Origin of the sequence: Asanoa sp. NPDC049475 (assembly GCF_040676915.1) — a bacterium.
Classification (GTDB): domain Bacteria; phylum Actinomycetota; class Actinomycetes; order Mycobacteriales; family Micromonosporaceae; genus Asanoa.
Map to the genome: position 1 here is coordinate 451,544 of NZ_JBFAPY010000003.1, position 25,662 is coordinate 477,205.

The following is a 25,662-nucleotide window of genomic DNA, read 5'->3' on the forward strand; positions in this document are numbered from 1 at the left end:
CTCACGAACAGCGACAGAGCCCGGGTTGCGAGACGGCGACGCCGCACGACGGGCAGACCAGAGCCGCCGGCTGCGCCGGTGCACCGGTCAACGCGGCGATTCTGCCCGGCTTCATCTTGCGATCGCGCCTACTGACGGCGTTGGAAGGTGCATTCAGCACCGCCAAGGCGGCTTGCACGTCGATCTCCGTGATCTGTGTCCAACCACGGCGCCGCAGCCGAGCGGCCATCGCCTTCGCGGTGAGCCAAGGGTCCTTGGCCCACAACGTGCGGACATCGCCCGCGAACTCCCTCGGTCCTCGCGCGCCGACCGCTTCCATCCGCGGGCGCCGCTGCCTCGGCTCGTTTTCGAGAGCGCGGTTGACACCGTGTTCCGTGATGCCAACGATGCCTTTCTGGCGCAGCAGCGCTGCGATCTGACCGGCGGCCAGTTGAGGTGACCTCGCACGCACAGCATGGACAAGATCGATGATGTCCTGCCTCGGCGGCCAAGGCGAAGCCCCCTTGTGCCGTTGGTGTGGCTTTCCTCCTTTGGCCTTGGCCTTCGCCTGAGTCTTGTTCTTGGTCTTGGTCTTGGTCGCACCTTTGTTCTTGGTCGGGCCATTGGGCTTCGCCGCGCCGGCAACCCGCGCCATAGCCTTGGCCGCATTCGCGGCCACCACGGCCCTTGTCGTCCCAGCGGCCTTCGACACCACCTTCGCCGCACCGACGGCCTCGGCCCCGGACCTCGCCCCACCGGCAGCCTCCGCCCCGGACCTCGCCCCACCGGCAGCCTCCGCCCCGGACCTCGCCCCACCGGCAGCCTCCGCTCCAGACCTCGCCCCACCGGCAGCCTTCGCTCCAGACCTCGCCCCACCGACGGCCTCGGCCCCGGACTTCGCCAACCCCGCGACCTTCGCTCCAGACTTCGCCGTTCCAGCGGCCTTCGCGTTGGTCCTTGTCGACGCCTTTGCCTTGCCTGGCGTGCGCCGTCTTTGCGGAGGCACGCGGGGTTGTTCTCGGGGCAGTCGATCCAGCCATGAATCCCGGTTTCGGTCGGGTGCGTCGTCGTTTTCAACGTCATATCGCGGATCCTGAAGGTATCGGCCGCCGCGGTCGGCGTACCAATCGCTGATGCTCCCCTGACCAGCCAAGCCGCCCGCCATCCCCTCGCCCGCCCGCGACGCCGCCAACTGCGATCTTCGCGTGCTGTGTCGGCTGTTCGGTAGGGGCGAAATAGCCGGACGAAGGTCGGACCTTAGGACGGTGAATTCGATTCCTCACCGAGTCGGCCGGCGGCAGCGGACTTCGCGCACCGCAGCGGCCACGACCAGCTCGGCCCCGCCATGTTCGCTAGACACGATCGGCCGGCTGGCTAGATCGGCGAACAGGCCGCCGCGGATACGAGGGCATGCGAAAGGCCCCCTGCCGCGCCGCGGCAAGGGGCCTTCACGCCTTTGTCAGTGGACGGCGGTCGTCTCCGCGGCGAGGCGTTCGTCGCCGCTCAGGGTGGACAGGGGCTTTTCCTTGATGAAGACCACTGCGAGCACCGCGAGGAAGGCGATCGGAGCGCCGATGAGGAACAGTTCGGCGGTGGCCGAGCCGTACACGTCGGCGATGATCGCTCGGATCGGGTCCGGGAGGTTCTTCAGGTCCGGGACCTCCGCGGTGCCGGAGCCGCCGCCGGCCGCCGCGCCCAGCTTCTCGGTCAGGCCGCTGGTGACCTTGCTCGCCAGGACCGCGCCCAGCGCGCTGACGCCGATCGCGCCGCCCATGCTGCGGAAGAAGGTCAGCACCGAGGTGGCGGCGCCGAGCTCACCGGCCGGCACGTCGTTCTGCGCGGCCAGCACCAGGTTCTGCATCAGCATGCCGACGCCGATGCCGAGGACGGCCATGAAGACCGAGATCAGCACCACGCTGGTGTCGGCGCCGATCGTGCCGAGCAGCAGCATGCCGACGGTCATCACCAGGGCGCCGCTGACCAGGTAGATCTTCCACTTGCCGGTCTTGGTGATCAGCTGGCCGGCGACCGTCGACGAGACCAGCAGGCCGAAGATCAGCGGAAGGCTCATCAGGCCGGCCACGGTCGGGGACTTGCCGAGCGAGACCTGGAAGTACTGCGCCAGGAACACCGTGCCGCCGAACATGGCCACGCCGACCAGGATCGAGGCGACGGTGGCCAGGGAGACGGTCCGGTTGCGGAAGATCCCCAGCGGGATGATCGGCTCCGGAGCGCGCGACTCCACCAGCACGGCCAACGCCAGGATCACGATGCCGGCGGCCACGAGCACGGCGGTCTGCCACGACGCCCACGCGAACTTGCTGCCCGCGAGGGTCGACCAGATCAGCAGGGTGGAGACGCCCGCGGTGATCAGCAGGGCGCCGAGCCAGTCGATCCGGACCTTGCGGCGTACGACCGGGAGGTGCAGGGTCCGCTGGAGCAGGAAGATCGAGAGGAGGGTGAACGGCACGCCGAGCAGGAAGCACCAGCGCCAGCCGAGCCAGCTCGTGTCGACCAGCACGCCACCGATCAGCGGGCCGGCGATCGTGCCGACGCCGAAGACGGCGCCGAAGATGCCGGAGTACCGACCCAGCTCACGCGGCGGAATCATCGCCGCCATGACGATCATCGCGAGGGCGGTCATGCCGCCGGCGCCGACGCCCTGCACGACCCGGCTGACGATCAGCACCTCGACGTTGGGCGTGAAGCCGGCGATCAGCGAGCCCGCCACGAACAGCCCCAGTGAGAGCTGGATCAGCAGCTTGCGACTGTAGAGGTCGGCCATCTTGCCCCAGAGCGGCACGGTGGCGGTCATCGCGAGTAGCTCGGTGGTGACGATCCAGGTGTAGACGGACTGGCTGCCGTCGAGGTCGGCGATGATGCGCGGCAGCGCGTTGCCGACGATCGTCGATGCGAGGATGGACACGAACAGGCCGACCATGAGGCCGGACAGGGCTTGGAGCACCTCGCGCGCAGACATTCGCGCTGGCGCCTCGCTGCCGGGCGGCGACTCGGGCGAGGCCGCCGCGGCCGGCTCGGGCGAGGTGGTGACGTCGGTCATTGACTGTCCTTCGTGGAGGGATGTACGCCGGCCAGCGCCGGTTTGGTTCAGCTTCTGGGGGTTGACGGCTCGGCGAGCCCACTGGCGACCAGGTCGAACGCCTCGTCGACCAGCTTGGCGAGCGTGGCGCCACGGCTGTTCGGCTCAGCGTTGGCCCACCGCATCAGCGCGACCCGGAACGCGGCGCCGGTGACCGCGGCCGCGACACCGGGATAGCTGTGGCCGGCGGGCAACCCGAGCCGGTCAGCGATCGCGGCGGCCACCGCCAACTCGGACTCGACGCTGGTCGCCAGCAGTCGCGGCAGCAACTGCGGATTGTCGGCAACGATCCGCATCCGCAGGCTGACCGTCTCCCGGTGGTCCTCCATCTGGTGGATCACCGGCACGAACGCCAGCCGCAGCGCCTCGAACAGACCGATCTCGGCCGGCAACGAGCGCAACAGGTCGAGCGCGCCCCCGATCTCGCTGTCGCCGCCGAGCACCGCCTCGTCCTTGCTGGCGAAGTAGTTGAAGAACGTCCGCGAGGAGACGTCGCACGCCTCACTGATCTGCTCGACCGTGACGTGCTCGAGCCCGTGCTCGGCCACCAGCCGCAGCGCCGCGGCGGAAAGCGCGGCCCTGGTGGCCAGCTTCTTCCGGTCGCGACGACCGAGTGCGGGTGCGGTGCTCATGACGGACACCATACCGGTCAATCTTGCACGACGCGAAAAGTTTTAGCGTGTGAAGCAGAGCACAAATCAGGGGTACGTCAAGACCCGTCCAACCCGCATAGCGAACCCGTCAAGATCGTGGATGCACTCTAGTAGCCGCGCTGAGCTGGGCGCATGGCAATTACTCGCCACCCGACGACCCCCCGGGTGGCCCCCGGTCTCGAGCTCGGAATCGGCGCCGTCGCGGCCGTCGTACTCACGATCATGCTGGCCTCCGCGCCTCTTCCGCTCGGAATGGCCGGCCTCGCGATCGCCACTATCGTCGGCGCGGTCCTCATCCCGGACTGGCGCTACAGTCTCGGCCTGGCGGTCATCACCTACTTCCTGTTCGTCGGCTTCATCGCCGGAGACATGGGCGTGCTGTCCTGGCGCGGCCACGACGCCCTGTGGCAGTTCGTCGCGTTCGGCCTCGCGTACATCGCCGGTCTTGTCCTGCGTTGGTTGATGCACACCCCACCCGCCGGCTGACGCGGTCGTGGAAACATGGGGCGCATGGCTGGTGAAGAGCGCGACGGAGTGCCGCTGACCAACCTCGACCAGGAGCTGTTCGACGGCGCCGGCGCGACGAAGCGCGACCTGGTCGACTATCTGGATGCCGTGCACGGGCGGATGGTTCCGGCGTTGCGCGATCGGCCGCTGTCGGTGATCCGGGTGCGGCCCGGGCAGCCGCCGTTCATGCAGAAGAACCTGCCCAAATACACGCCCGACTGGGTCGCCCGCGCTGACGTCTGGGCCGACCGGTCCCGGCGCATGGTCAGCTACGGGCTGTGCAACGACCGGCGGACGCTGATCTGGTTCGCCAACCAGCGGGCGGTCGAATACCACCCTGGTCTGGCGCTGCACACCGACTGGGCTCACCCGACGCACCTGATCCTGGACCTCGACCCACCCGAGGGTGAGCCGTTCCGGTTGGCGGCCCAGGCGGCCCTGCTGGTGCGCGAGGTGCTCAGTGCGTGCGGGATGGCCGGCGCCGCCAAGACCAGCGGGGCCAAGGGCGCTCACGTGTTCGTACCCCTGGCGGACGGGTCGGCCCACGACGACGTGGCGGCGGCGACGCGAGCGATAGCGGCGCGGGCCGAGCGGCTGGACCCGGCGCTCGCCACCACCGCGTTCATCGTCGAGCAGCGCGAGGGCAAGGTCTTCCTCGACTCCACGCGGGCCGGCGGCGCGACGGTGGTGTCGGCCTACAGCCCGCGGCTGCGACCCGGCGTGCCGGCGTCGTTCCCGCTGCCCTGGGGCGCCCTGGAGGCCGCCGTGCCCACCGATTACACGGTCCACACGGCCATCGCGGCGCTGGGCTCCGGTGACCCGTGGGCGGATCTCATGCCGGCGCCGCAGCGGCTCGATCCCGACCTGGTCGAAGAGGGACACACCATCCCGATCGCCCGCGTGGTCGCGATGCACGAGGGCAAGCGCCGCGCGCGGGAGAAGCGCGCCGAGTCCTAACGATCGATGGGGGTCATGTCCGCGTAGCGGTCGCCGACCGCCGGGCGGATCGCGCTCAATCGGTTGAGCTGGCCGTCGGTAAGCACCAGCGACTCCGCGGCCACGTTCTCCTCCAGGCGGGAGACCCGCGTCGTACCCGGGATCGGCACGATGTCCGGCCCCTGCGCCAGCAGCCAGGCGATGGCCACCTGCGCCGGGGTGGCACCGGCTTCGTCGGCGACGGCGCGCACCTCGTCGACGATCAGCAGGTTGTCCGCGAAGTTGTCGGCGCTGAACCGCGGAAGCGTGCTGCGGAAGTCGTCGCTGGGCAGGTCCTGCGGGGTCGTATAACGGCCCGTGAGAAAACCTCGGCCGAGCGGCGAGTACGCGACCAGCCCGATGCCGAGCTCGCGGAGCAGCGGCAGCACGTCGTCCTCGATGTCGCGCGTCCATAGCGAGTACTCGGATTGCAAGGCGGTGATCGGGTGGACGGCGTGCGCCCGGCGGATGGTCTCGGCCGAGGCTTCGGAGAGTCCGATGTGGAGCACCTTGCCTTCGTCGACCAGGCGGGCCAGCTCACCGACGGTCTCCTCGATCGGCACAGTGGGATCGACCCGGTGCTGGTAGAGCAGGTCGATCCGGTCGGTGCCGAGCCTCCGCAACGAGCCTTCGACCGCGATCCGGATGTTCTCCGGCGAGCTGTCGAGCTCGCGGACCACCGCACCGCCGCGATGGGTCAGCTGACCGAACTTGGTCGCGATGACGTAATCGTCGCGCCGACTCCCGACCGCGCGCGACACCAGCTCCTCGTTGACGAACGGACCGTAGACCTCGGCCGTGTCGAGCAGCGTGACGCCCAACTCCCGGGCGCGGTGGATGGTGCGCACGGACTCCAGGTCGTCGCCGTAGCCCTCGTAGTAGGCGGACATGCCCATGCAGCCGAGCCCGAGACGGGAGACCTCGAGGTCGCCACCGAGCGAGACGTTTCTCATTGCGGTTGTTCCTGTTCCGGGGTCGGCCTACGCGGCCCCTACCGTCGACCCTAGCTCCGTGCATGGAACCGGACCTGTCACAGCGCGATGTGATGCTTGACCGGTGAAGTTCTCTTTCGACGCCGAGCTCTGGGCCTGGGAAGCGCGGCGCGACGACAGCTGGGTGTTCGTGACGCTGCCCGCCGAGGCGTCCGCCGAGATCCGTGACCGCACCGGCGGCACTCGGCGCGGGTTCGGCTCGGTGCGGGTTAAGGTCGCGATCGGCTCCAGCGTGTGGCGCACGTCGGTCTTTCCGGACAGCGCGAGCGGCTCCTACGTGCTGCCGCTGAAGCGGGCCGTCCGGCGGGCCGAGCGGCTCGACACCGGCGACGTCGCGACGGTGAGTGTCGAGGTGGTCGACGTGTGACCGGGGCGCCGGCCTCGGCCGGCACCCCGGATCGGCTCAGGCGCGGGTCAGGCTCGCGATCTCCGCCTGTGACAGCTCGAGGTCGAGAGCCGCCAGGTTGTCCTCGAGGTGCGCGAGGTCGCCCGTGCCCGGGATGGGCAGCATCGACGGCGACCGGCCCAGCAGCCAGGCGAGCACAACCTGGCGCGCCGAGGCCGAGTGCCGCTCGGCGATCTCGTGGATCGTCGGGTTCTTGTCGAGATCCTGGATCGGCGCCCAGGGTAGGAACACCATCGACTCCTGCTCGCACAGGTCCACGATCGTCTCCGAGTCGCGGTCGTCGACGTTGTAGCGGTTCTGGATCGAGACGATCGGCGTCAGCCGCTGCGCGGCGCGGATGTGCTGTTCGTTGACGTTCGACAGCCCGATATGCCGGATCTTGCCCTCGTCCTTGAGCTTGACCAGCTCGCCGATCGAGTCCTCGAACGGCACGTTCGGGTCCGGCCGGTGGAACTGGTAGAGCGGGATCTGCTCGAGCCTGAGCCGGCGCAGCGAGCCCTCGCAGACCTCGCGGAGGTGCTCCGGGCGTCCGTCGGCGGGCCAGCCCACGAAGGGTTCGGGTCGGAGCAGGCCACCTTTGGTGGCGATGACCAGGTCGTCCGCGTACGGGTAAAGGGCTTCGGCGATCAGCTCCTCGCTGACGTTGGGCCCGTAGGAGTCCGCCGTGTCGATGAAGTTGATGCCCGCGTCGACCACACGGCGGAGCACCGCGATGGCCTCGTCCTTGTCGGCCGGCGGTCCCCAGATGCCCGGCCCGGTGATGCGCATCGCGCCGTAACCGAACCGGTTGACCGTGAGATCCCCGCCGACGTCGATCGTCCCGGCGGAAGTGGCGTTGGGCATGGTGCAGACACTCCAATCCGATGTCGGAGGTGAACGCGACACACGTCAGCCTCCGCGTCGGTGCGAGCGTATCTCCGGCCCGATGCCCGCGTGCGGCGCGCGCACGCCCGCTCAGGTTCCGAGCTCGGTCAACGCCCCGATCTCGGCCCGCGTGAGGTTGAGGTCCAGGGCGGCCAGGTTGTCGTCCAGGTGTGCGGGGTCCCCGGTGCCCGCGATCGGCAGGGTCGCCCGCGACCGGCCGAGCAGCCAGGCGAGCGCCACCTGGCGCGGGGTGGCCGAGTGTCGTTCGGCGATCTCCGCCATCACGGGGGTGTCCGTGTTCTGGATCGGCGCATAGGGGATGAAGACCATCTGCTCCTGCTCGCACAGATCCACGATCGACTCCGAGCGGCGGTCGTCGACGTTGTAGCGGTTCTGGATCGAGACGATCGGAACCATCTGCTGGGCGACACGGATCTGCTCCTCGTCCACGTTGGACAGCCCGACGTGCCGGACCTTGCCTTCCTCCTTGAGCCGCACGACGCCTGTCATCGACTCCTCGAACGGCACCTTCGGGTCCGGTTTGTGGAACTGGAACAGCGGGATCTGTTCGAGCCGGAGCCGCCGCAGCGAGCCCTCGCAGGCCTCGACGATGTGCTCCGGGCGGCCGTCCTTGGGCCAGAACCCGTCCGGCTCGCCGTCGTCGGGACCGGTGCGGTACATGCCGGCCTTCGTCGCGATGACCAGGTCTTCCGGGTACGGGTAGAGCGCCTCCGCGATCAGCTCTTCGCTGACGTTGGGTCCGTAGGTGTCCGCCGTGTCGATGAAGTTGATGCCCTGCTCGACCGCTCGGTGCAGGGTCGCGATGGCGTTCTCCTTGCTCTCCGGCGGCCCCCAGATGCCCGGCCCGGTGATCCGCATGGCTCCGAAACCGAAGCGGTTGACGGTGAGGTCTCCACCGAGATCGATGGTCCCCGCGGCACTGGCGTTCGGCATGGCACGTCTCCAATCCCAGGCAAGCCGGAGCGAACGGACCGCCCTCTTCGCAGACTAGCTCTGACGCACCGGTACGCCCTCGTTCGAGCATCTTGAGGCATATGAGGGATTTGAGAAAGCTCAGCGGCCGCGTCGGGTGAGACCGCGGTCGCGAGCCAGGCGCGACAGGATCGGGCGGATGCTCAGCCCCGTCCCCCCGAGGGCCACCATGCCCACACCCAGGTCGACCGAGACCCGACCCTGACTGGCCCAGTAGACGTCCTTGAGATCCAACAGCAGGGCGAACTCGTCGACGATCAATGCCAGCCCCGAACCGTAGACCACACCGGTCGCGGGATGGCGGCGGGTGTCCTCGCAGCCGGCTACCGCCAGAGCGCCGACCGCGCTGACCATGCCGATGCCCCACATGTAGTGGTGGAGATGGATGCCGCCGATGCTGATGTTGTGGAAGCTGGTGCCACCTCGGCGGATGCTGTAGGTGATCGCCCGCACCGCGGCGAAGGTGACCGTGAAGCCGAGCCAGGACCAGAGCACCGAGCGTTCGTTGGGTGCGAGCTCTTCCCGGTACGCCCGGCGGAACTCGGCGGGCGTGGGCACGGCGGCCTTCGACGTCGGGGTGTCGTCGGTGGCATCGGCCATGCCGTCAACGTACCGCTATATGGGCCTTTTTCGGGTTAATCGTCCGAAGCCGACGTCGCCGGACTCGACCACAGCGCCGCCGCCGTCCCCTCGGCCAGACGCTTCTCGTACACCCGGACCTTGTAACTGATCATGCTCAGCCCGACGGACAGCGCCCGCATCTGCGACTCGATCCGCTCCTGGTGCTCGCGCAGCAACGCCAACCGCTCCGGCTCGTTGCCCACGCCGTCCCGGACCAGGTCGGCGTACTTCCGGATCACCTCGAGCGGCATCCCCGTCTCCCGCAGCCGGGCGCACAGCTCCACCCACCCGATGTCGTCGTCCGAGTAGACGCGCCGGCCGCCCGAGTCGCGCACGATCGGGCCGACGAACAGGCCCTCCCGCTCGTAGAAACGCAGCGCGTGGACGCTCAGCCCGGTGCGGGCGGCGACCTCTCCGATTCCGTACGCCATGACCGCAGGTTAACGCTTGAGCTAGAGCCCGCTCTAAGTCCTATGGTCCGCCCATGACAGTCACCCTGATCACCGGCGGATCGGCCGGCATCGGCGCCGCGACCGCCCGGCAGCTGATGTCCCTCGGCCAGCGCGTCGCCGTCACCGGCCGGCGGGCCGATCGACTCGACCGGTTCGGCGCCGACAACCCCGGCGCGCTGACCCTCGTCTCCGACAGCGCGGTGCCGACCGACGTGCAGGCCGCCGTCGACAGCACCGTGGCCAAGTTCGGCCGGCTCGACAACGTGGTCGCCAACGCCGGGTACGCGACCCACGACGGCCTCGACGGCGGCGACCCCGACGGCTGGCGCGACATGGTCCTGACCAACGTGCTCGGCCCGGCGGCACTGATCCGCGCCGCCCTCCCCCACCTCGCCGCGACCCGGGGTCGCATCGTGCTGGTCGGCAGCGTCGCCGGCCTGCTGCACACAGCCGGCAACGTCTACGGGGCTACGAAATGGGCGCTGACCGGCCTCGCCGGCAACACCCGGGAGCTGGTAAGCGCCCAGGGCGTCGGCGTCACGCTCGTCTCGCCGGGCGGCACCGACACGGACTTCTTCGACCCGATCGGGGGCGCACCGGCCGACCGGCCCGGCGGCTATCTCACGGCCGAGCAGGTCGCGGCCAGCATCGTCTGGGCGCTGACCCAACCTGAGGGCGTCGACATCAGCACGATCACGATGCGCCGGATCGGTTCACCGGTGTAGGCGGACCAGCCAGAGCGCAAGAACCTGATTCTCGCTTGCAAGCGCACAACAGGATTCTGCAAATCATAGACGGACGCTTGTGTAATCGACATCGATGGCTCTAGGGTCAGGGTCCCCATTTCCTAACCTCGCCACAGAAACGAGTCCTTGATGTCACGGACACCATCTCGTTTGCTGGCCGTCGCGTCCGTCGCCGCCCTCGGCCTCGGCGTGATCGGCATCGCGGGTCCGGCCAGTGCCGGCACCGCGCCGGTCGTGACCCGCGCCGCGCTGGACCCGGCGCTGGTCGCCGGCCGGGGCGCTTCCGTTAACTTCCTCGAGCAGGAAGCGGAGAACGCGGCCACCACCGGCACCGTCATCGGCCCCGACCGCACCGCATACACGCTGCCGGCGGAGGCCTCCGGCCGCAAGGCGGTGAGACTCCAACCTGGACAGCACGTCGAGTTCACGCTGCCCGCAGCGGCCAACGCCATCACCGTGCGCTACAGCATCCCGGACGCGCCGAACGGCGGGGGCATCCGCGCCCCGCTGAACGTCACCGTCAACGGCGGTGGCAAGAAGACCATGACGCTCACGTCCGAGTACGCGTGGCTCTACAACCAGTACCCGTTCACCAACGACCCGCAGGCGGACCTGCTGCACCCGGACTGGTGGATCACCGAGTGCGCGTGCGTGCCCGCGGCGACCACCCCCACTCCGGTCATCACCAAGCCGTTCCGGCCGATGCACTTCTACGACGAGGAGCGGCTGCTGCTGGGCCGCACGTACCAGGCCGGCGCGAAGGTCAGGCTGACGGCGCCCAAGGGCACCGCCGCGGCGTGGACCGTGATCGACCTGCTGGACTCCGAGCTCGTGGGTGCGCCGCACGTCAACCTGCTCGCGTCCAACGTGCTCCTGTTCGGCGCTGACCCGACCGGCAGGAAGGACTCGGCGAAGGCCTTCGAGAAGGCGATCGCGATCGCTCGCCTGGCGCGGCTCAAGGTGTACGTCCCGCCGGGCACGTACCAGGTCAACCGCCACATCATCGTCGACGACGTGACGATCGAGGGCGCCGGCAACTGGTACACGAAGATCAAGGGCAAGGAGGTCGCCCTCGACCCGCCGGCCCCGGACGGCTCCGTGCACACCGGCGTCGGGTTCTACGGCAAGGACGCGGCCGACGGCGGCAGCCGCAACGTGCACCTGTCGGGCTTCTCGATCGAGGGCGACGTGCGCGAGCGGATCGACACCGACCAGGTCAACGGCATCGGTGGCGCGATGAGCGACTCGACCATCTCCGGGCTGCACATCCGGCACACGAAGGTCGGGCTGTGGTTCGACGGGCCCATGACCAACACGAAGGTGACCGACAACATCGTCGTCGACCAGATCGCCGACGCGCTCAACTTCCACATCGGAGTGACGAACTCGCTGGTCCGCAACAACTTCGTGCGCAACACCGGTGACGACGGGTTGGCGATGTGGTCGGAGAAGACGGCCAACGCCGGCAACACGTTCGACCGCAACACCGTGCAGACGCCGACGCTGGCCAACGGCATCGCCATCTACGGCGGCACCGACAACACCGTGTCCCGCAACCTGATCGCCGACCCGATCCGAGAAGGCAGCGGCATCCAGGTCGGTTCGCGGTTCGGGGCGGTGGCGTTCGGCGGAAAGCTCTCGATCACCGACAACACCGTGGTGCGGGCCGGCACGTACGAGCTCAACTGGAACATCGGTCTCGGCGCCATCTGGATCTACGCGTTGGAGAAGAACATCGACGCGGACATCCGGGTGACGGGCGACCACTACCTGGACAGCACGTACAACGCCATCATGATGGTCAGTGAGTGGACCGTGAAGGACCTCTACTCGATCACCAACGTGCACTTCAAGGACGTACTCGTCGACGGCACCGGCACCTCGGTGCTCAGCGCCCGGGTCAAGGGCGGCGCGTCGTTCGAGAACGTCGACGCCCGCAACGTCGGTGCGGTCGGCATCAACAACTGCGGGTCGTTCAACTTCCCGCCGACGGGCTCCGAGTTCGGCGTGACCGACCTCGGCGGCAACGACGGCGGCGGCACGACCGGTCCGTGGATGGCGGCATGGGAACTGCCGAACACGCTCACCTGCGACGACCGGCCGCCGGTCGTGGTGCCTCCGGCGCCTTCGCAGTGGTGAGCTAGGTGAGCGGGCGGGCGTCCTCGGGCGCCCGCCCGTCGACCGTCGCGAACGCTTCCTCGATCGCCGCACGGTCATGGCTCGCGGCCAGCAGGAGATGGAGCAGGATCCGCGCCTTGTACGGATCCAGCGCGCCGGCGCCGATCAGCCCCCGGCGGAGCAGGTCGGCCTCCGCACCCAGGTAGCCGTAGGTGTGGGTCAGCACCGGCCCGGCGGCGATCCGCGAGGCGAGCACGACGGGCTTGGCTTTCGCCAACTCGGTCAGAACGTCCACTGTGCTCTCCGGGACGTGACCGACCCCGAACGCCGCCACGACCAGGCCGTCCAGCACGGCGCCGGTCCGGCGCAGGAGCTCACCGTCGTCGCCGAGCACCACAGGGACCACGCCCGTGCGCACCGTCGCGGTCGGTTGGTCGATCCTCAGTCTGTGCCGCACCGTCCCGGCGAGGATGCGCGGCCTGCCCTCGGCGACCAGGCCGATCGGGCCGGTATCCGGCGAGCGGAACGCGGCCGGGCTGGTGGTGTGGGTCTTGCGCACCCAGCGGGCGGCGTGGATCTCGTCACCCATGACGACGAGGCAGCCCATCCCCCGCGCTTCTCGCGCCGCGGCGACCCTTACCGCGGCCAGCAGGTTGGCGGGTCCGTCCGCACCGGCCAACGTCGGGTTGCGCATCGCGCCGGTCACCACCAACGGCGCGTCGCGTGTCCACAACAGATCGAGCGCGTACGCCGTCTCCTCGATCGTGTCCGTGCCCTGGGTGACGACGATGCCGTCGGCGCCGGTCGCGGCCGCCGCCGCGACGAGCGCGGTGAGGTCGGCGAAGCCGAGCCCCGCGCCGGGCAGGCGGCGGAAGTCGGTCACCTCGACGCTGATGCCCGTGTCAGCCAGGCCCGGCACGGCCGCGACCAGGTCGGCGGCGCCGAGCGCCGGCACCACTCCGCCGTCGGGGCCGGTGGTCATGGCGATCGTGCCGCCCAGCGAGAACACCGCGACGGTAGGCATGGTGCCGGACTCTAGTGCAGCACCTTGGCCAACACGGCGGCGTGGCTGATGTCGACGTCCTTGGTCGCGGTGAGCAACGTGAGCGGGCCTTGCTTCTGGAGGGTACGAAGCTGGTCCAGCGCGGCGGCCTGCTCCGGTTGCTTGAGCTCGGCGAGGTAGCGCCGGCGGAACTCGGTGAACTTGTCGGGATCGTGCCCGTACCAGTGCCGCAGCTCGTTGGACGGCGCCACGTCCTTCAGCCACTCGTCGAAGCTGCCCTTGCGCACCCCGCGCGGCCAGATCCGATCGACCAGCACGCGCTTGCCGTCACCTGGTTCGACCTCGTCGTACACCCGTCGTAGCCGCATCTTTCTCAACCTATCGCGCGGGGCGATCAGTCACGGACGAGTCCGGGTGGCAGCGGGTCCTCGTCGGGGCCGACGGGACGGGCGTTGACCAGCGGCTCGCGGCACAGGGCGGTGATCAGCGGTGCCGGACCACCGAGGTCGGTCCAGCCGTCGTCCCAGAGCGCCGAGACGAGCCACGAACGGTCCATTGGGAAGAACAGGTCGGGGAGTGACCCGTCGCCGCGCATGTGACCCCTGCGCCAGGTGAGGGCCTGTTCCGGACCGGCCTCGACCAGCACGTACGGCCAGTCCCAGTAGAGCGGCACCCGCGGCGCCTCGGGGAAGACGACGTCGTGCGCGCCGGTCTCGAGGTAGCCCAGCCACCATGGTTGATCCGGGGTCTGCGCCACCAGCACGTCGACAACGGCGCGTTCGTGCGCGGCGTAGTCGGCTTCGTCAGGTCGGTGGAACGTGGCATATCCGGCGTAGATCGGCGGGATCACCGTGGTGATCGACAGGCCGCCTCTCGTGCGGCCGTCGGCCAGCCAGGCGACATCGGCGGCGGTGCCGATCCGCCAGCTCTGTCCGCCTTTTCGCACCTCCATGCCGTCCATTGAACGGTCACGGGCGTTCGACCCGCACGGGATTTCCGCGTACGAGCTCGTCGTGGATGTGCCGGCGTGCGGCGTCCCGGGCGCGGTCGGCGTCGTGGTCGGTGCGGGCCATGCGCTCGCGCAGCAGGTCGACGGCGAGGCGGCGGTTCTGGCTGAGCTGGCGCTCGGTGTCGACCACGACGACGGTGCCGGAAGGGCGATGGGTCGCGCGTACGGCCGTGCTCGCCTTGTTGCGATGCTGCCCGCCCGGCCCGCCGGTGCGACACGGCACGAAGTCGAGGTCGGTTTCGCGGAACGGCGTGTGGGCGTCGTCCGGCGTGTGAGGGCTGGCGATGACGTACCAGTTCTTGCGTCCCGTGCTCGACCGATAAGGGCTGGGCGCCTGCCAGCACAGGGTGCCCGTCCATGCGGCGGCGAGCCGGTCCGCGCCCGGGCCGTCGATGCGGACGAGGATCGACCGGTAGGTGCCGGGGCGCTCGCCCGCGACGGTCTCGACGCGCGTCACTCGGGTTTCTCCGCGGGCCGCCTCCGCCTCCAGGCGGCCGGTCAGTCGGGCCACCGCCCACGCACACTCCTGCGGGCCTCGGCCGGCCGAGATGAACAGGTGCTTCACGACCGCCCCCGCTCGGCGGTCTTGTAGGTGACCAGCGGGACCGTCGTGGCCACCGGCGTCGCCAACCCGTGGTCCGCGAGGTCGGAGATCACCTGCTCGATCCGCTTGTACGCGGTCGGCGCCTCCTCGAACAGAAGTTGACGGTCGCCGCACACCACGACGGACCCCAGCGCGGTGCGGCGGAGCCCCTCGACGGTGTGCTTGGCCTTGCCGTGGCGGAGAGCGTCGGCCCGGGACATCTTGCGGCCCGCGCCGTGGGCGACCGACAGGTTGGCCTCCGGCCCCGCGTGGGCGGCCACGAGGTAGGAGTGGGTGCCTCGGGTGCCGGCGACGAGGACGTCCCGGCCGTCACCGGGTGCGGCGCCCTTGCGATGGAGGTAGCGGCCGTCGCGCACCTCGACCAGGTTGTGGCTCAGGTCGACGATCGGTTCCGTCATCCGCGCGCCGATCGCCCGCAGCACCCGCGCGGCGATGAGCCGCCGGTTGAGCGAGCCCCAGCGGACGGCGATGTCGTGCTGGGCGAGGTAGCTGTCGGGATCAGGCGCCGGCCCGGCCCCATGTGTTTCGGTGTGCGCACGCAGGATGCGCTCGCCGAGGCCTCGGGAACCACTGTGGACGATGAGCACGAGGCTGTTCTTCGCCAGGCCGAGCCGTGCGGCATGGTCCGGTTCGAAGAGCGTGCCGATGCGGGCGAGCTCGACGAAGTGGTTGCCCCTGCCTACGGTGCCGAGGCCCGCCAGGTGGTCGCCCGGAACGTCCGTGGCCACCTCGTCCCAGGCCGGATCGTCGGTGGTGAGCTCGTCGTCGAGATTGGGGAACTTGCGGGCCAGGCGCTCGGGCACGGCTCGCTTCAGCCCGACCGGGAACACGGCGATGCCGCAACCGATGTCGGAACCGACGAGCAGGGGGTAGAGCACCGTAGAGGCCATGGCGGCGCCGATGGGCGCACCCTTGCCGGGGTGCAGGTCAGGCATACCGGCGACGTGAACCATCCCGTCGAGCGCGGCGACCTGGTGGCACTGGTCGACGGCTGCGGTCTCGATCCAACTGCGCGCGGAAGCGAACACGGTGACAGACAAAGACGTTCTCTCTTCGAAGACGATGGCTCGTTAAGGGGCTGGGTGTCTTCGTCAGAACGTCATGGATCTACTGTCGGCGAGGGCGGTGCCGTGGCGCAACTGGGTTTCGGCGACCAGGGCCGACCGATCTCGCGCGAACGACCGGCCCGGGAGAGCCCGGAGCCGGTCGTTCGGGGTTGGCATTGATCAGGACATGGCGGTTCTGATCTGGTCGCAGTACTCCGTGGTGCCCTTCACCATGCAGACCTGAATCCAGATCAGCGTGTTCTCGGCGATGTCGCCGCTGGCCCAACCGCTGCAGTAGGGCGAGTTGATTCCGCGCGTCGTCGCCCTCCGGTCCCAGCCGGTGCCCGGGTTGGTGTCGAGCCGGATCTCGATGCCCCAGCCGTCGGCGAGCCAGTCACACGCCCGGATCGCGTCGCCGGGCGTACCCGCGTAGGGGTCCGCCTGGAACTTGCCGTCACCAGGGGCCTCGTCGTTGGGGTCGAAGAGCGTGACCGTCCGGTCGTACGACCCGCCGTCGCGCGGCGTCGTGTATGTCACGACGGTGTAGCCGGAGGGTAGAGCGGCTTGGGCAACCCCCGGGACGGCGGCTACGACGAGCATCGCCAGCAGTCCGGCCGTCAACAGGCGGAGAGGTGAGAAGGCCTTACGTATCACGAACTTCTGCTCCCTACTGGACCCGGACATGCCTCGCCCGACCCCGTTACGTTCCAGCGGCACCGCAGCGCCCAGCCAAACGTCGACCGGCCGACCACAGTGAACAGTTCCGGAAACGAAAAAGGCACATGTCTAAATGATCAAGGCAGGCCGCCGCTTCAGCTCTGCGTGACCAGGCCCGCGTCGACCACGTACTCGCTGCCGTGCGCGGCCTTGAACTCCGCGCTGGCAACCAGCAGAGTGGGCTCGAACTGGTACAAGGTCACCATGTCCGAGTCGGTGGCGTCGTCACCCACATCGGCGACGGTCCGGCTGTACGCGCCGGACGCTTCCAGCCGGACCTCGTACAGCAGTTCGGTGCGGGCCGTGATCGACCAGGTGCCGTCCGCGTCGACAGTGGTCGAGCCGCCGCCGATGGCTTGCCCCTGCCGCGCCCAGAGACGCACGTTCAGAACGCCGTCGGGGCCGGCGCCGATGGCGGGCTCACCGGGCTCGCGCTGCCCGTCCCGGTCAAGGTCGTGCCACACCGACCCCCGAACAACGCACGTCCCGGAGATCGCGACGGTGACGGAACCCGTGTTGTTGTCCGTGTTTGTCTCGCGCCGCTGTGGGGTGATGGTCGTGGTGATCGGCACGACGCTGCCGGGCGCCGCACCGGCCACGACCAACGGCACGCTCAGCCGGCTGGCCCGACCGCTGGCAGCCAGCTCCGGGTGCGTGCACGTGTAGCTCGTCGGGCTTGCCGTCGCGCAGGCCCAGCCGGCGTCCGTGACCGAGGTTGCCCCGGTCCGCAGCCCGGCCGGCACGGCCACGGTGGCGCTGATCGGACCCGACGCGCCGGCGCCGTAGTTTCGGATGTCGATCTGGACGTAGAAGGTCTCGCCCTCGGCCGGGTTGAGCACGTCGGTCATCATCAGATCGACGGCCAGATCGGGCTGGAGTTTCCCCGCCGCCACCGCGTCGGCGGGAGAAATCGTCGCAGCCCCCACGAAGGCCAAGGTTGCGAGAGAGACGGAAAAGGTACGTCGGATCGAGCGGGACAAGAGACGGGTTCGCATAGCTTCCTCGAGCCGGAGTTCACCCCCTCGCGGACGGCGAGGGCATGTCGGAGACAAGCCGTCTCCACCCATCCAGCGCCGACGATGCGGAGGGCGTCACAGAGCCGGCACGCATAGACGCGGGATGCGGGAACACCTCGCCTCACTGGCACGCGGCAACGGCAACCAGGCTTAACGCCGCCGTCTCGGCGACGGAGGTCGCCGCGCGGCCTCACTCTGTTGACGTCCTGCTCAAGGTCTACGCCAATGCATCGACGGCGCGGAGGCCACCGTCAACGATCGCATCGAAACGGCGCTAGGCAGCGTCTCGTGGCCCGCGTGACCCCGTTCCGGATCTTGCGATGACGGGGCGCCCTGACCTGCGTAAACCTCGGATGATCCATTCCGTGTATGTTCCGCGGCTGCCGACCAACTCGAGTGGCCTAGGGCTACATACGTCCCATGATTGACTAGGGCGAATAAACCCAGTTCAAGCCGCATTCGCAATGGTGTCGGTGGTGCCCCCGGCAGGATTCGAACCTGCGACACACGGTTTAGGAAAACGTGCGTGAGTATCCCTCCCGTAGGGGCTCTGACCTGGTTAAACGTCGAACACGCTAACCAGTTCGCCTGGCGGCTTGGCACGCATTCGGCACCGTTGAACGCACAGGTCGATCGTCGTGATGGGTTAGCTGGGCGAGCTAGTCGGGGTGGGCGATTGTGGGCTGCTCGGGGCAGGAGTCGGGGAAGGTTGCGAACCACTCGACGATGGAGACAGGCTAGGCGTTGGGGTAGTGAAAGGCTTCCCATTCGTCTTGGGGCATGTTGGGGTTCTTGCACGATCCTCGGTGAAGACAAGCGCAAACAGTGGGCGTTGCCAAAAATGTCTTTCCGTCCCGCATGGCTGGCGCATTGCAACGTCATCGGTCTTGAGCGTCAGAATTTGGCGGTCAGCCACGAGCATCACAGTGGTGAACCGGTCGCCCTCGTCGAGCACGTATCCGACGTCTTGTCTGCCCTGATACGCAATCACCTGTTTAGGCAGCCACATGCTGGAAGAGAAAAAGACTACAAAGACGACGAAAAACCCTGCGTTTCGAATAAGGTCCGCCACGTCTTTCTTTTGCTCAAGTCGCAGGGCACGGAAGCCGGATATTCGACTATTGATGCGCCTGGTCCAAACCACCTGGAGGAGATAAAGTGAGACTAGCGCCGCGATAGAGAGCATTGATTGTAGCAGCAATAGGAACATCCAGAAAGGAACTACGAACCAATAGAACATCCGATAATAGCGTGCTTTGGCGGAGGGGAGAGCGTTTTGATATATTACAAGTGCGATAACGCTTACGTAGGCAATCAAGACCGGAAGTGATTGTAAAACAGAAGCCAGAACCAATGGAACAAGATCGCCCGTCTGGACAAGCATGAAAAGTATATCTGGATCAAGTCCGGACACGCGAATGAGGCGAAAGGCCGTCGGCACGAGCGGGATGAGGGTGACTGCTCCGACAACGGCTTCCCATGGAGGCCTCTCGTTCCGTTTCCTCACCGTTCCGATATCGCCTGACGTCATAGGTCTGGGCACTCCTCCTCCGGCCTTTGCGGCTGCCCTCGGGAGAGTAGCGGCGATTTACGACTGAAGGTAGGGCGGGTACGACCAGTAGACGGGCCACCGCGCCTGACTACTTGGCGTTGAACTGATGACGGCGCTAGGCAAAGAAGTCAAATCGGTCGATGCTAAGGGCTGGCCTGCTGCGAGTTCGGTCAACTCTGGTGGATGTGGGCGGGTAGAAGGCGACCTTCGACGGCCTGGCGGCGGCCTAGTCCGCTCGACGTCGATCGAACACATGTTCTATCCTCGGCACGTGGGCAGGCGCTGGTGGAACGGGACGTGGAGCGCTACAGGACTCCGTCGCGACGTCTTCCTGCACGACTCTCCTCGGCAAGTAGAGGCCCGAGTCGGTGGGCCCAACGGGTTCAGCCGGTTCTACCCCGTCGACGACGAGGAGGCGGGCCTGCGGGTCGCTACCGAGCTTATGGCCGCTGTTGACGATGCATGGCGAGAGCTGACCGTCCGGTAGTCGTACCGCCTCGGGCAGGCACCCGCATGCGATGAAAGTCGCATGTAGACTTGTCTTCCGATGTTTGGTCGGCCGTCAAATGGGTGCACTCCCGGCCGCCCTATAGCTATTTGCCGATGAAAGCGCCAGGCTTGTAGGCGCTGTTGATAGCCCTGACACTCGCGAGGACTAACAGTGAGCTTCACCAAACAGTTCGAGCACTATCTTCCTCCCCCCGAGGTGCTGGTCCGTCAGGGCATGAAGACCGGAATGATCGTCTTCGACACAAACGTCCTCTTGGCCCTGTATAGGCTCGCGTCCCACGCGCGTAACGAGCTTTTTCTTGCAATGGAGCGAGTTCAAGAACGGGCCTGGATTCCGTACCAAGTCGGTTTGGAGTTTCATAGCCGCCGCCTTGATGTGTTGTTTGATCACAACGTTGCCTATATGGCGGCACTTGCCGAAATAGAGTCCAGTGAGGCGGGCGTTAGCGGGCAGCTCGTGGAGAGAATTCAACAACTCGCGAATAGGGTTCTTCTTCCCGACGAGGAGCGCGACACGCTCCTCCGAATGGTGAAAACGTTGTTTAAGCCTCTAGGGAAGCGCGTTGTTCAGCTTCGGGATTCTCATGGCATCACGGAATCTGACACCCAAGATCCGATCCTAGAACGCCTACAAAAGATATTCGACGGCCGAACGGGGCAACGGCCAAATGACCTGGACTTAGAGGCTTCCATGGCGGAAGCAGCACGCCGAATCAAGAGCAAAACCCCACCCGGCTACAAGGACGCCAAGCCGGGAGACTACCTCGTCTGGACCCAAGCACTGAGCGAGGCGAAGAGTCGCCGCGCCGACGTACTCGTTTTTGTGACGGGTGACGTAAAGGAGGATTGGTACCTGCGCGTAAGAGGCCAAACGATCTGCGCAAGACCTGAACTGGCCGAGGAAGCCAAGACGATCGCCGGTTCCGCCTTGGTCATGCTTCGGACTGAGACGTTCTTGCGTCACTCGGCTGTATATCTTGACGCGAAGGTAAGCGATGACACCATTAGGCAGGCTTCCGAGGCTGGCGAAATGGATCGCGTGAAGGAGATCGCCCGGCTTTTGGCGGACCTGGACCAAGTCACTGAAGCCGCAACACATCAGCGTGTGTTGGCCACGAGGCTGCGCCAACGCGAAGAGTCTGTCACCCGCGAGATATGGTCATATCGCGCGGAGCTGCGTGATCTAGGCGTAGCGGAAGACAAGATTGAAAGCGAAAAGGCAACTCGACTCCATAGTTTGGAAGCTGAGTTAGTGCGTATTCAGTCCGAGCGCCTCGTAGTGGAACAGCAGCGGGAGCGCTTCGACCACGATCGGTTCATGCTCGATTCTATATTAAAGAAGATCCACAACCCCTGATGTCCATCCCGTCCGCCGTCGACCCACACCCCGTGGAGCGGATCAGGACCAGGGCGCCAAGGTGGAGCGCCCTACCGGACGAACGACCTTGGCGCCCTGGTCCTGATCTGCTCGGCTCTGCCTGGGTCGTCGGTGGACGGGATGGCACCCCTCCATCCCAGAAGCCCTGAGTGCCTGCTCATTTTTGAACGTGCTCCGGCCCGCTAGAGGTCGCGGTCGCTACAGGCTGGATTGTTCCACCTCGCGAAGAGTCCCCGGTTCATCCTCTCGATCAAGGTGGCCCGGGACTTCGCTGCATCTGTTCGCGCCTGCCGCCGGGCTGAAACCGCCGTGGGGTGCCGCCGTGCGCTTGCGCTAAGGCGGCGGGGTCCCCGCGAGCGGCGGGCCTTCGGCCCGGCCCTGCTGGGCGGCGCGAGCGGCCCGCGCCGCGGGCCGCCTTGAACCCGTACAGAAACTTCTCACAAAGAATGAGCCGTCCTCGGACGAGCCTTCATCCCGCGATCAGCGTGACGCCGTCGTGGATTCTGACCGCTGTGTCGTGGCCACGCAGGGCGTCGGTCACACGGACTGCGAAGGTCTCGTTCATCTCTGCTGTGACACGGTCGACTGTCCACCAATCTACGGCGGCTGATTCCTCCGTTGGACCGGGTTCGCCTGCGGTGACGTGAGCTTTGAAGACCAGAGCGACAACGCCAACCTTGACGTTCTTGTAGACCCCCGTCAGGCGCTCCGGCTCCACTGTCAGGCGTGTCTCTTCGTTGACTTCCCGTCGAACGCCGTCATGGATTGATTCGTCGCGCTCGAGGATGCCGCCTGGGATCTGCCACTGTCCGTTGTCGCGTCGTTGGATGACAAGGATGCGGTTCTGGTCGTCGGTGATGACGGCGGCCACGCTGACCGAGTGCTGGGGGTTCGTCACTGGGTCTTCCAATCGTTGAACAGGCAGATGGCTGCTGTCGCGTCGTCGTGTCGCTTGTAGCGGGGGCGGGCGTAACCATTGCTGTCCGCAGTCTCGGCTGCTCGGACTCGTCGGATTAGCTCCTGCGGGCCGTCGTCGGTGAGGGTGTCGAGGAGTTGCGACCAGTCGAGGAGCTCGAACTGCTCGACGATGCAGGACGCTCCGTCCGTCAGTAACGCCGCACGCCTGAGCGCGTCGGAACCTCGCAACGCGAGACTGCCGATGACGGCGTTCTGGGCGGCCTCAGGATTGGATGCGGCAATCCAATAGCCATCGGGTTGGTTGACTAGCTGCTGCTTGGCCACGGCGGCTTCGCGAACGCGCTGTGCATGGTCGTCGCTACCGATCGCCGCGCCGCCCGCCAGAGCCTTCGCACGTAACGTCGCTACTGCGTGCTTGAAGCGGTCGTCCGTGATGACCTCGGCACCTGATCCGCGGTCGATGACCAGGGGGCTGTCGCACAGTACGAGATAGTCGGCTCGATCCTGGTGCCTGCGTAGCAGCGTCACCGTCGCCGCCGGCGTGCTGGGGTGGTCCAGGTCGCACTGCCCGCGATGGTCGTGCCGGAGCGATTCAATCGCCTCGCTCAGCATCTGAGCCAGCGACGCCCGCGGAGCAACAACGTTGACTCGTACCAGGTGTCTCGCAAGCTGTCGGACGTACCACGCCGGTCCATGAATGCAGCCGTTGTCGACCCCTACCGTTGCTGTCACCCCGTCGAGCACCCCAACGAAACCAGCAACGGCGAAAACGATGTCTTCGTTCTGGTGACCCGGCGCAGGCTCGGAAGCTAGGCGTATCTCCATCAGGAGTCTGTTCCGCTGATGTGCGCCTCGTCGTTCCAGCCGTATCGAAGCTTCCACAGGTAGCCCGGCATGACGTGGACGCAGACCTCGATCACGGAGTCGTCGGCGGTGTAGGCCACATGCCAAATCTCGAAGACAGGTTGAGTCGGCTCCAGTTCAAGAGTCCGCTGCTCGGTGGTGCTCGGCATCCGGACCGTGACGTCTTCGGTAAACCGCACTGGACCATGGCCGAGCTCGGCAAGCCTTCCGTACGAGCCGCCTTGGCCGCTGTCGGGCTTCAGAAGGTCTTTGCTCTGCTTCGCGATCTGCCAGGGGAAGTATGAGTCGGCCATCTGCGTGGGCTCGTCGTTCGCGTACAAGACGCGTCGTCGGACCAGCACGGGATCGTTCGCCTTCAAGCCCAGAATCTCGGCGATCTCGGCGGGAGCCTTGCTTCGCCCGATTTCGGTGTAATCGGTTCGGGATCGCAGGTTCAGCTCGCGGACCTCTACCTCGCCGGCGCCAGTTCCCTTGTCACGTGAGGCGTAGCGGCGCTGTGCGTCTCGCGGGATGCGGGGCAAGCCTCGGACAAAGGTTCCAGCTCCGCGCCGCACCTTAACCAGCCCTTCGGCCCGAAGCATCGTCAGGGCGCGGTTCACCGTCACCCGGGAGAGGTTCAGCTCATGGGCTAGCTCGGGCTCGCTGGGGATAAGCGAGCCCGCCCCGTACGTGCCGTCCTTGATCCGATCGCGGATGAGGTCCGCGATCTGCGCGTACTGGGGCTTTGGCTGATCGATCATCGCGCTGGCGTTTTCCCTGCTTGTAGGACGTCTGACAGGCATCTTATCGGGTTCTACCGAACGGTTCGGCACAACTTGATGTAAGACATCCTGCCGAAAGACTTGCGTCTGTCAATCCAGCTCGTAAGATGTAAGACATCCTTCACGAGAAGGGTCGATGTCTCGGCCGAGTGGCCGTCACCAACAGAAGGAGCCAGTCATGGCTAAGAACCAGCCGCGTCTGATGCTGGACACCACCAACGTCATCTTCGAGCTGTCGGACGATGTGACGCCGAAGATCGACGAGAAGACCCGTGCGCAGAAGCTGGACCGGGAGACCGGCTGGCCGATGTGGACCGCGCCGATCTACGGCCGCGGTCGCGCCGCGAACCGCAAGTGGAGCGCCGTTTTCGACGTGACGGTCGTGTCTGAGACGCGTCCGCTCGGCGAGGAAGGCGACCAGGTCGTGCCGGTCGACTTGGAGGCCCTGCCGTGGGTTTCCGAGCAGAACGGTCGTACGCGCAACGGTGTGGCGTTCAAGGCTTCGGGCCTGGACGTGGTGTCCGCGACCGTTCAGGTCGCTGCCTGACCAACTATCCGTACTGGCTCCTGTAGCCACCGACTTACAGGACGCGGGGCCGCGCAGAGATTGGCGTCCACGTGCGGCCCCGCACCTGTTCCACAGCAGCTCCTAGCCCTCCGGAGAGGGAGGAACCATCGTGTCCAACTCTACCTTGTATGTGCGCGGCATTGACTTGCTGCGCGACGCCGTAGGCGACAAAGACGCCTACACGTTGAGCGACTGCGCTCGTGCTGGCATCCCGATGGTGGTTGCGTGTACCGGCTGCGGGATGACCATGGTGGGCGCGTCCGCGTTTATCGACCTGGACGACCACGTCTGGTGCGGAGACTGCGCCGACACTGGGCAGGCAGGTCAGCCATGACCAAGCCGATCTCTCGCTCGTTCGGTCCTGGCAGCCGCGGGCACACTGTCACCGTCATCGAGGCCCCGACCCGTCACAGCCAACGTCGTAAAGCGATCGTGGCTTTCTGGGTCACGTTCTTCGCAGTCGGTCTGATGACCGGCACGGTCGCGTCGCACTACCTGCACCCGATCATGGGTGGTCTGCTCGGCATCGTCATCGGCGCCGCGCTCGGCGCAACGCTGTTCGTCCTGATCGTCGCGTGGCCCGTTCTCCGGATCATCTGGTGGTGGCTGCCTGAGACGCTGCTGGCCCTGGCCCTGGTCTACGGGTGGACGTGGCTGATGTTCGCCACTCCGCTGTGGCTGGCCCTGGCCGTCATCGTCGTGGGCGTCGGCACGCCGGCCGCGTTTGGCCGTTCTCGGCAATGGCTGATGGCACCGCTGTGGTGTCTGGCCGTGCGGCATCGGCTGCGGACGTGTTTCGCCGCGTTCATCGCCACGAACCGGGCGGGCACTTTGCCGCTGATCCTGTGGGCACGGCCCACCCCGGCCGGCGAACGTGTGTGGATCTGGCTGCGTCCGGGTCTGTCGATCCGTGAACTGGAGCAGGACGGCCAGGTGCAGAAGCTGGCCGTGGCGTGCTGGGCTAACGAGGCCCGCGTCGCCCGCGCATCACGCCGGTACGCGGCGTTCATCCGGGTGGACATCACCCGCCGCGAGTCTCTGGCGGACACGGTGCTGTCGAACCTTCCGGATTTCGTTCCGGACGACATGCCCGCCACCGCACCGATTTCCCCTGCGGTACCCCCGACCGGCGTCAACCTCGCCGAGGTCCCCCGACCGCGCCCCGCGCGGTCGGCCAGCAACGATTCCCGGCCGCGTCGCGAGCGCCAGCCGGACACGTCGCCGAACGACGGCGGCTTCGACCCTAGCGATTACGCCTAGGCATCCCTGACACGTACGTGTCAAAACCTCTATCCGCGTGCGCCGGCGTG

28 protein-coding genes are annotated in these 25,662 nt (G+C 67.1%); 10 read left to right on the forward strand and 18 right to left on the reverse strand.

What is annotated here, in order from left to right:
* Nucleotide 1: 1 nt before the first annotated feature.
* The 3 genes from AB0J88_RS13285 to AB0J88_RS13295 all read right to left on the reverse strand — a co-directional run bounded on the left by AB0J88_RS13285 (nucleotide 2) and on the right by AB0J88_RS13295 (nucleotide 3,711).
* The gene (locus AB0J88_RS13285; RefSeq protein WP_364345339.1) at nucleotides 2-658 is read right to left on the reverse strand and encodes a hypothetical protein; all 657 of its coding nucleotides are present in this window, start codon (nucleotides 656-658) and stop codon (nucleotides 2-4) included.
* A 780-nt stretch (nucleotides 659-1,438) separates the two neighbouring features.
* A complete protein-coding gene (locus AB0J88_RS13290) occupies nucleotides 1,439-2,959 on the reverse strand; it encodes an MDR family MFS transporter (RefSeq protein WP_364346111.1) in 1,521 nt (506 codons plus the stop codon).
* A gap of 128 nt (nucleotides 2,960-3,087) precedes the next feature.
* Nucleotides 3,088-3,711, reverse strand: a complete 624-nt coding sequence (locus AB0J88_RS13295; RefSeq protein ID WP_364345337.1) for a TetR family transcriptional regulator — start codon at nucleotides 3,709-3,711, stop codon at nucleotides 3,088-3,090.
* 153 nt (nucleotides 3,712-3,864) lie between these two features.
* Here AB0J88_RS13295 and AB0J88_RS13300 point away from each other — a divergent pair, with 153 nt between their 5' ends.
* Both AB0J88_RS13300 and AB0J88_RS13305 read left to right on the forward strand, forming a co-directional pair.
* Nucleotides 3,865-4,218, forward strand: a complete 354-nt coding sequence (locus AB0J88_RS13300) for a hypothetical protein (protein WP_364345335.1) — start codon at nucleotides 3,865-3,867, stop codon at nucleotides 4,216-4,218.
* A 15-nt stretch (nucleotides 4,219-4,233) separates the two neighbouring features.
* Entirely contained in the window at nucleotides 4,234-5,196 is a 963-nt protein-coding gene (locus tag AB0J88_RS13305) for an ATP-dependent DNA ligase (protein ID WP_364345333.1), read from the forward strand.
* Here the strand turns inward: AB0J88_RS13305 and AB0J88_RS13310 are convergent.
* A complete protein-coding gene (locus tag AB0J88_RS13310) occupies nucleotides 5,193-6,167 on the reverse strand; it encodes an aldo/keto reductase (RefSeq protein ID WP_364345331.1) in 975 nt (324 codons plus the stop codon). The genes AB0J88_RS13305 and AB0J88_RS13310 overlap by 4 nt on opposite strands.
* Before the next feature lie 103 nt (nucleotides 6,168-6,270).
* Here AB0J88_RS13310 and AB0J88_RS13315 point away from each other — a divergent pair, with 103 nt between their 5' ends.
* Entirely contained in the window at nucleotides 6,271-6,573 is a 303-nt protein-coding gene (locus AB0J88_RS13315; RefSeq protein WP_364345329.1) for a DUF1905 domain-containing protein, read from the forward strand.
* A gap of 36 nt (nucleotides 6,574-6,609) precedes the next feature.
* Here AB0J88_RS13315 and AB0J88_RS13320 read toward each other — a convergent pair whose 3' ends face one another.
* The 4 genes from AB0J88_RS13320 to AB0J88_RS13335 all read right to left on the reverse strand — a co-directional run bounded on the left by AB0J88_RS13320 (nucleotide 6,610) and on the right by AB0J88_RS13335 (nucleotide 9,521).
* Nucleotides 6,610-7,455 (reverse strand): aldo/keto reductase, encoded by an 846-nt coding sequence (locus tag AB0J88_RS13320; RefSeq protein WP_364345327.1) that lies wholly within the window; start codon nucleotides 7,453-7,455, stop codon nucleotides 6,610-6,612.
* A 111-nt stretch (nucleotides 7,456-7,566) separates the two neighbouring features.
* Nucleotides 7,567-8,430: an aldo/keto reductase gene (locus AB0J88_RS13325; RefSeq protein WP_364345325.1), complete on the reverse strand. Its 864-nt coding sequence runs from the start codon at nucleotides 8,428-8,430 to the stop codon at nucleotides 7,567-7,569.
* A gap of 120 nt (nucleotides 8,431-8,550) precedes the next feature.
* Nucleotides 8,551-9,069 (reverse strand): hypothetical protein, encoded by a 519-nt coding sequence (locus tag AB0J88_RS13330; RefSeq protein WP_364345323.1) that lies wholly within the window; start codon nucleotides 9,067-9,069, stop codon nucleotides 8,551-8,553.
* A gap of 35 nt (nucleotides 9,070-9,104) precedes the next feature.
* Nucleotides 9,105-9,521 carry a MerR family transcriptional regulator gene (locus tag AB0J88_RS13335; protein WP_364345321.1) on the reverse strand — a complete coding sequence of 139 codons (417 nt, stop codon included), beginning with the start codon at nucleotides 9,519-9,521 and terminating at the stop codon, nucleotides 9,105-9,107.
* Between the two features lie 53 nt (nucleotides 9,522-9,574).
* Between AB0J88_RS13335 and AB0J88_RS13340 the strand changes: the two genes are divergently transcribed.
* Both AB0J88_RS13340 and AB0J88_RS13345 read left to right on the forward strand, forming a co-directional pair.
* Nucleotides 9,575-10,267, forward strand: a complete 693-nt coding sequence (locus tag AB0J88_RS13340; RefSeq protein WP_364345319.1) for an SDR family NAD(P)-dependent oxidoreductase — start codon at nucleotides 9,575-9,577, stop codon at nucleotides 10,265-10,267.
* Nucleotides 10,268-10,417: 150 nt separating this feature from the next.
* Nucleotides 10,418-12,427, forward strand: coding sequence for a glycosyl hydrolase family 28-related protein (locus AB0J88_RS13345; RefSeq protein WP_364345317.1), 2,010 nt, complete (start codon nucleotides 10,418-10,420; stop codon nucleotides 12,425-12,427).
* 1 nt (nucleotide 12,428) lies between these two features.
* On the opposite strand, the gene AB0J88_RS13350 is transcribed toward AB0J88_RS13345, so the two are convergent.
* From AB0J88_RS13350 to AB0J88_RS13380, 7 genes are all read right to left on the reverse strand, one after another.
* Nucleotides 12,429-13,430 (reverse strand): asparaginase, encoded by a 1,002-nt coding sequence (locus AB0J88_RS13350; protein WP_364345315.1) that lies wholly within the window; start codon nucleotides 13,428-13,430, stop codon nucleotides 12,429-12,431.
* An 11-nt stretch (nucleotides 13,431-13,441) separates the two neighbouring features.
* Nucleotides 13,442-13,777, reverse strand: a complete 336-nt coding sequence (locus AB0J88_RS13355; protein WP_364345313.1) for a DUF488 family protein — start codon at nucleotides 13,775-13,777, stop codon at nucleotides 13,442-13,444.
* A 26-nt stretch (nucleotides 13,778-13,803) separates the two neighbouring features.
* A complete protein-coding gene (locus AB0J88_RS13360) occupies nucleotides 13,804-14,361 on the reverse strand; it encodes a hypothetical protein (protein ID WP_364345311.1) in 558 nt (185 codons plus the stop codon).
* Nucleotides 14,362-14,377: 16 nt separating this feature from the next.
* A complete protein-coding gene (gene prfH / locus AB0J88_RS13365; RefSeq protein WP_364345309.1) occupies nucleotides 14,378-14,983 on the reverse strand; it encodes a peptide chain release factor H in 606 nt (201 codons plus the stop codon).
* Entirely contained in the window at nucleotides 14,980-16,086 is a 1,107-nt protein-coding gene (locus AB0J88_RS13370; protein ID WP_364346110.1) for an RNA ligase RtcB family protein, read from the reverse strand. The genes prfH and AB0J88_RS13370 overlap by 4 nt, the downstream gene beginning before the upstream one ends.
* A 162-nt stretch (nucleotides 16,087-16,248) precedes the next feature.
* Nucleotides 16,249-16,605 carry a hypothetical protein gene (locus AB0J88_RS13375; protein ID WP_364345307.1) on the reverse strand — a complete coding sequence of 119 codons (357 nt, stop codon included), beginning with the start codon at nucleotides 16,603-16,605 and terminating at the stop codon, nucleotides 16,249-16,251.
* 275 nt (nucleotides 16,606-16,880) lie between these two features.
* Complete coding sequence (locus AB0J88_RS13380; protein ID WP_364345305.1) at nucleotides 16,881-17,711, reverse strand: SdrD B-like domain-containing protein; 831 nt, start codon at nucleotides 17,709-17,711, stop codon at nucleotides 16,881-16,883.
* Between the two features lie 931 nt (nucleotides 17,712-18,642).
* Between AB0J88_RS13380 and AB0J88_RS13385 the strand changes: the two genes are divergently transcribed.
* Together AB0J88_RS13385 and AB0J88_RS13390 are read left to right on the forward strand one after the other, a co-directional pair.
* On the forward strand, nucleotides 18,643-18,963 hold the full coding sequence (locus tag AB0J88_RS13385; protein ID WP_364345303.1) for a hypothetical protein: 321 nt from the start codon (nucleotides 18,643-18,645) through the stop codon (nucleotides 18,961-18,963).
* A gap of 1,051 nt (nucleotides 18,964-20,014) precedes the next feature.
* Nucleotides 20,015-21,220, forward strand: coding sequence for a PIN-like domain-containing protein (locus AB0J88_RS13390; protein WP_364345301.1), 1,206 nt, complete (start codon nucleotides 20,015-20,017; stop codon nucleotides 21,218-21,220).
* 490 nt (nucleotides 21,221-21,710) lie between these two features.
* Here the strand turns inward: AB0J88_RS13390 and AB0J88_RS13395 are convergent, their stop codons facing one another.
* From AB0J88_RS13395 to AB0J88_RS13405, 3 genes are read right to left on the reverse strand one after another with little or no spacing between them, the layout of a single operon-like run.
* On the reverse strand, nucleotides 21,711-22,139 hold the full coding sequence (locus AB0J88_RS13395) for an NUDIX domain-containing protein (protein WP_364345299.1): 429 nt from the start codon (nucleotides 22,137-22,139) through the stop codon (nucleotides 21,711-21,713).
* Complete coding sequence (locus AB0J88_RS13400) at nucleotides 22,136-22,984, reverse strand: hypothetical protein (RefSeq protein WP_364345297.1); 849 nt, start codon at nucleotides 22,982-22,984, stop codon at nucleotides 22,136-22,138. The genes AB0J88_RS13395 and AB0J88_RS13400 overlap by 4 nt, the downstream gene beginning before the upstream one ends.
* Nucleotides 22,984-23,763 carry a GntR family transcriptional regulator gene (locus AB0J88_RS13405; protein WP_364345295.1) on the reverse strand — a complete coding sequence of 260 codons (780 nt, stop codon included), beginning with the start codon at nucleotides 23,761-23,763 and terminating at the stop codon, nucleotides 22,984-22,986. Before AB0J88_RS13405 ends, AB0J88_RS13400 begins: the two co-directional genes overlap by 1 nt.
* A gap of 157 nt (nucleotides 23,764-23,920) precedes the next feature.
* Here AB0J88_RS13405 and AB0J88_RS13410 point away from each other — a divergent pair, with 157 nt between their 5' ends.
* From AB0J88_RS13410 to AB0J88_RS13420, 3 genes are all read left to right on the forward strand, one after another.
* Nucleotides 23,921-24,331: a hypothetical protein gene (locus AB0J88_RS13410; RefSeq protein WP_364345293.1), complete on the forward strand. Its 411-nt coding sequence runs from the start codon at nucleotides 23,921-23,923 to the stop codon at nucleotides 24,329-24,331.
* 130 nt (nucleotides 24,332-24,461) lie between these two features.
* Entirely contained in the window at nucleotides 24,462-24,686 is a 225-nt protein-coding gene (locus AB0J88_RS13415; protein WP_364345291.1) for a hypothetical protein, read from the forward strand.
* Complete coding sequence (locus AB0J88_RS13420) at nucleotides 24,683-25,612, forward strand: hypothetical protein (protein WP_364345289.1); 930 nt, start codon at nucleotides 24,683-24,685, stop codon at nucleotides 25,610-25,612. The genes AB0J88_RS13415 and AB0J88_RS13420 overlap by 4 nt, the downstream gene beginning before the upstream one ends.
* Nucleotides 25,613-25,662: the final 50 nt, after the last annotated feature.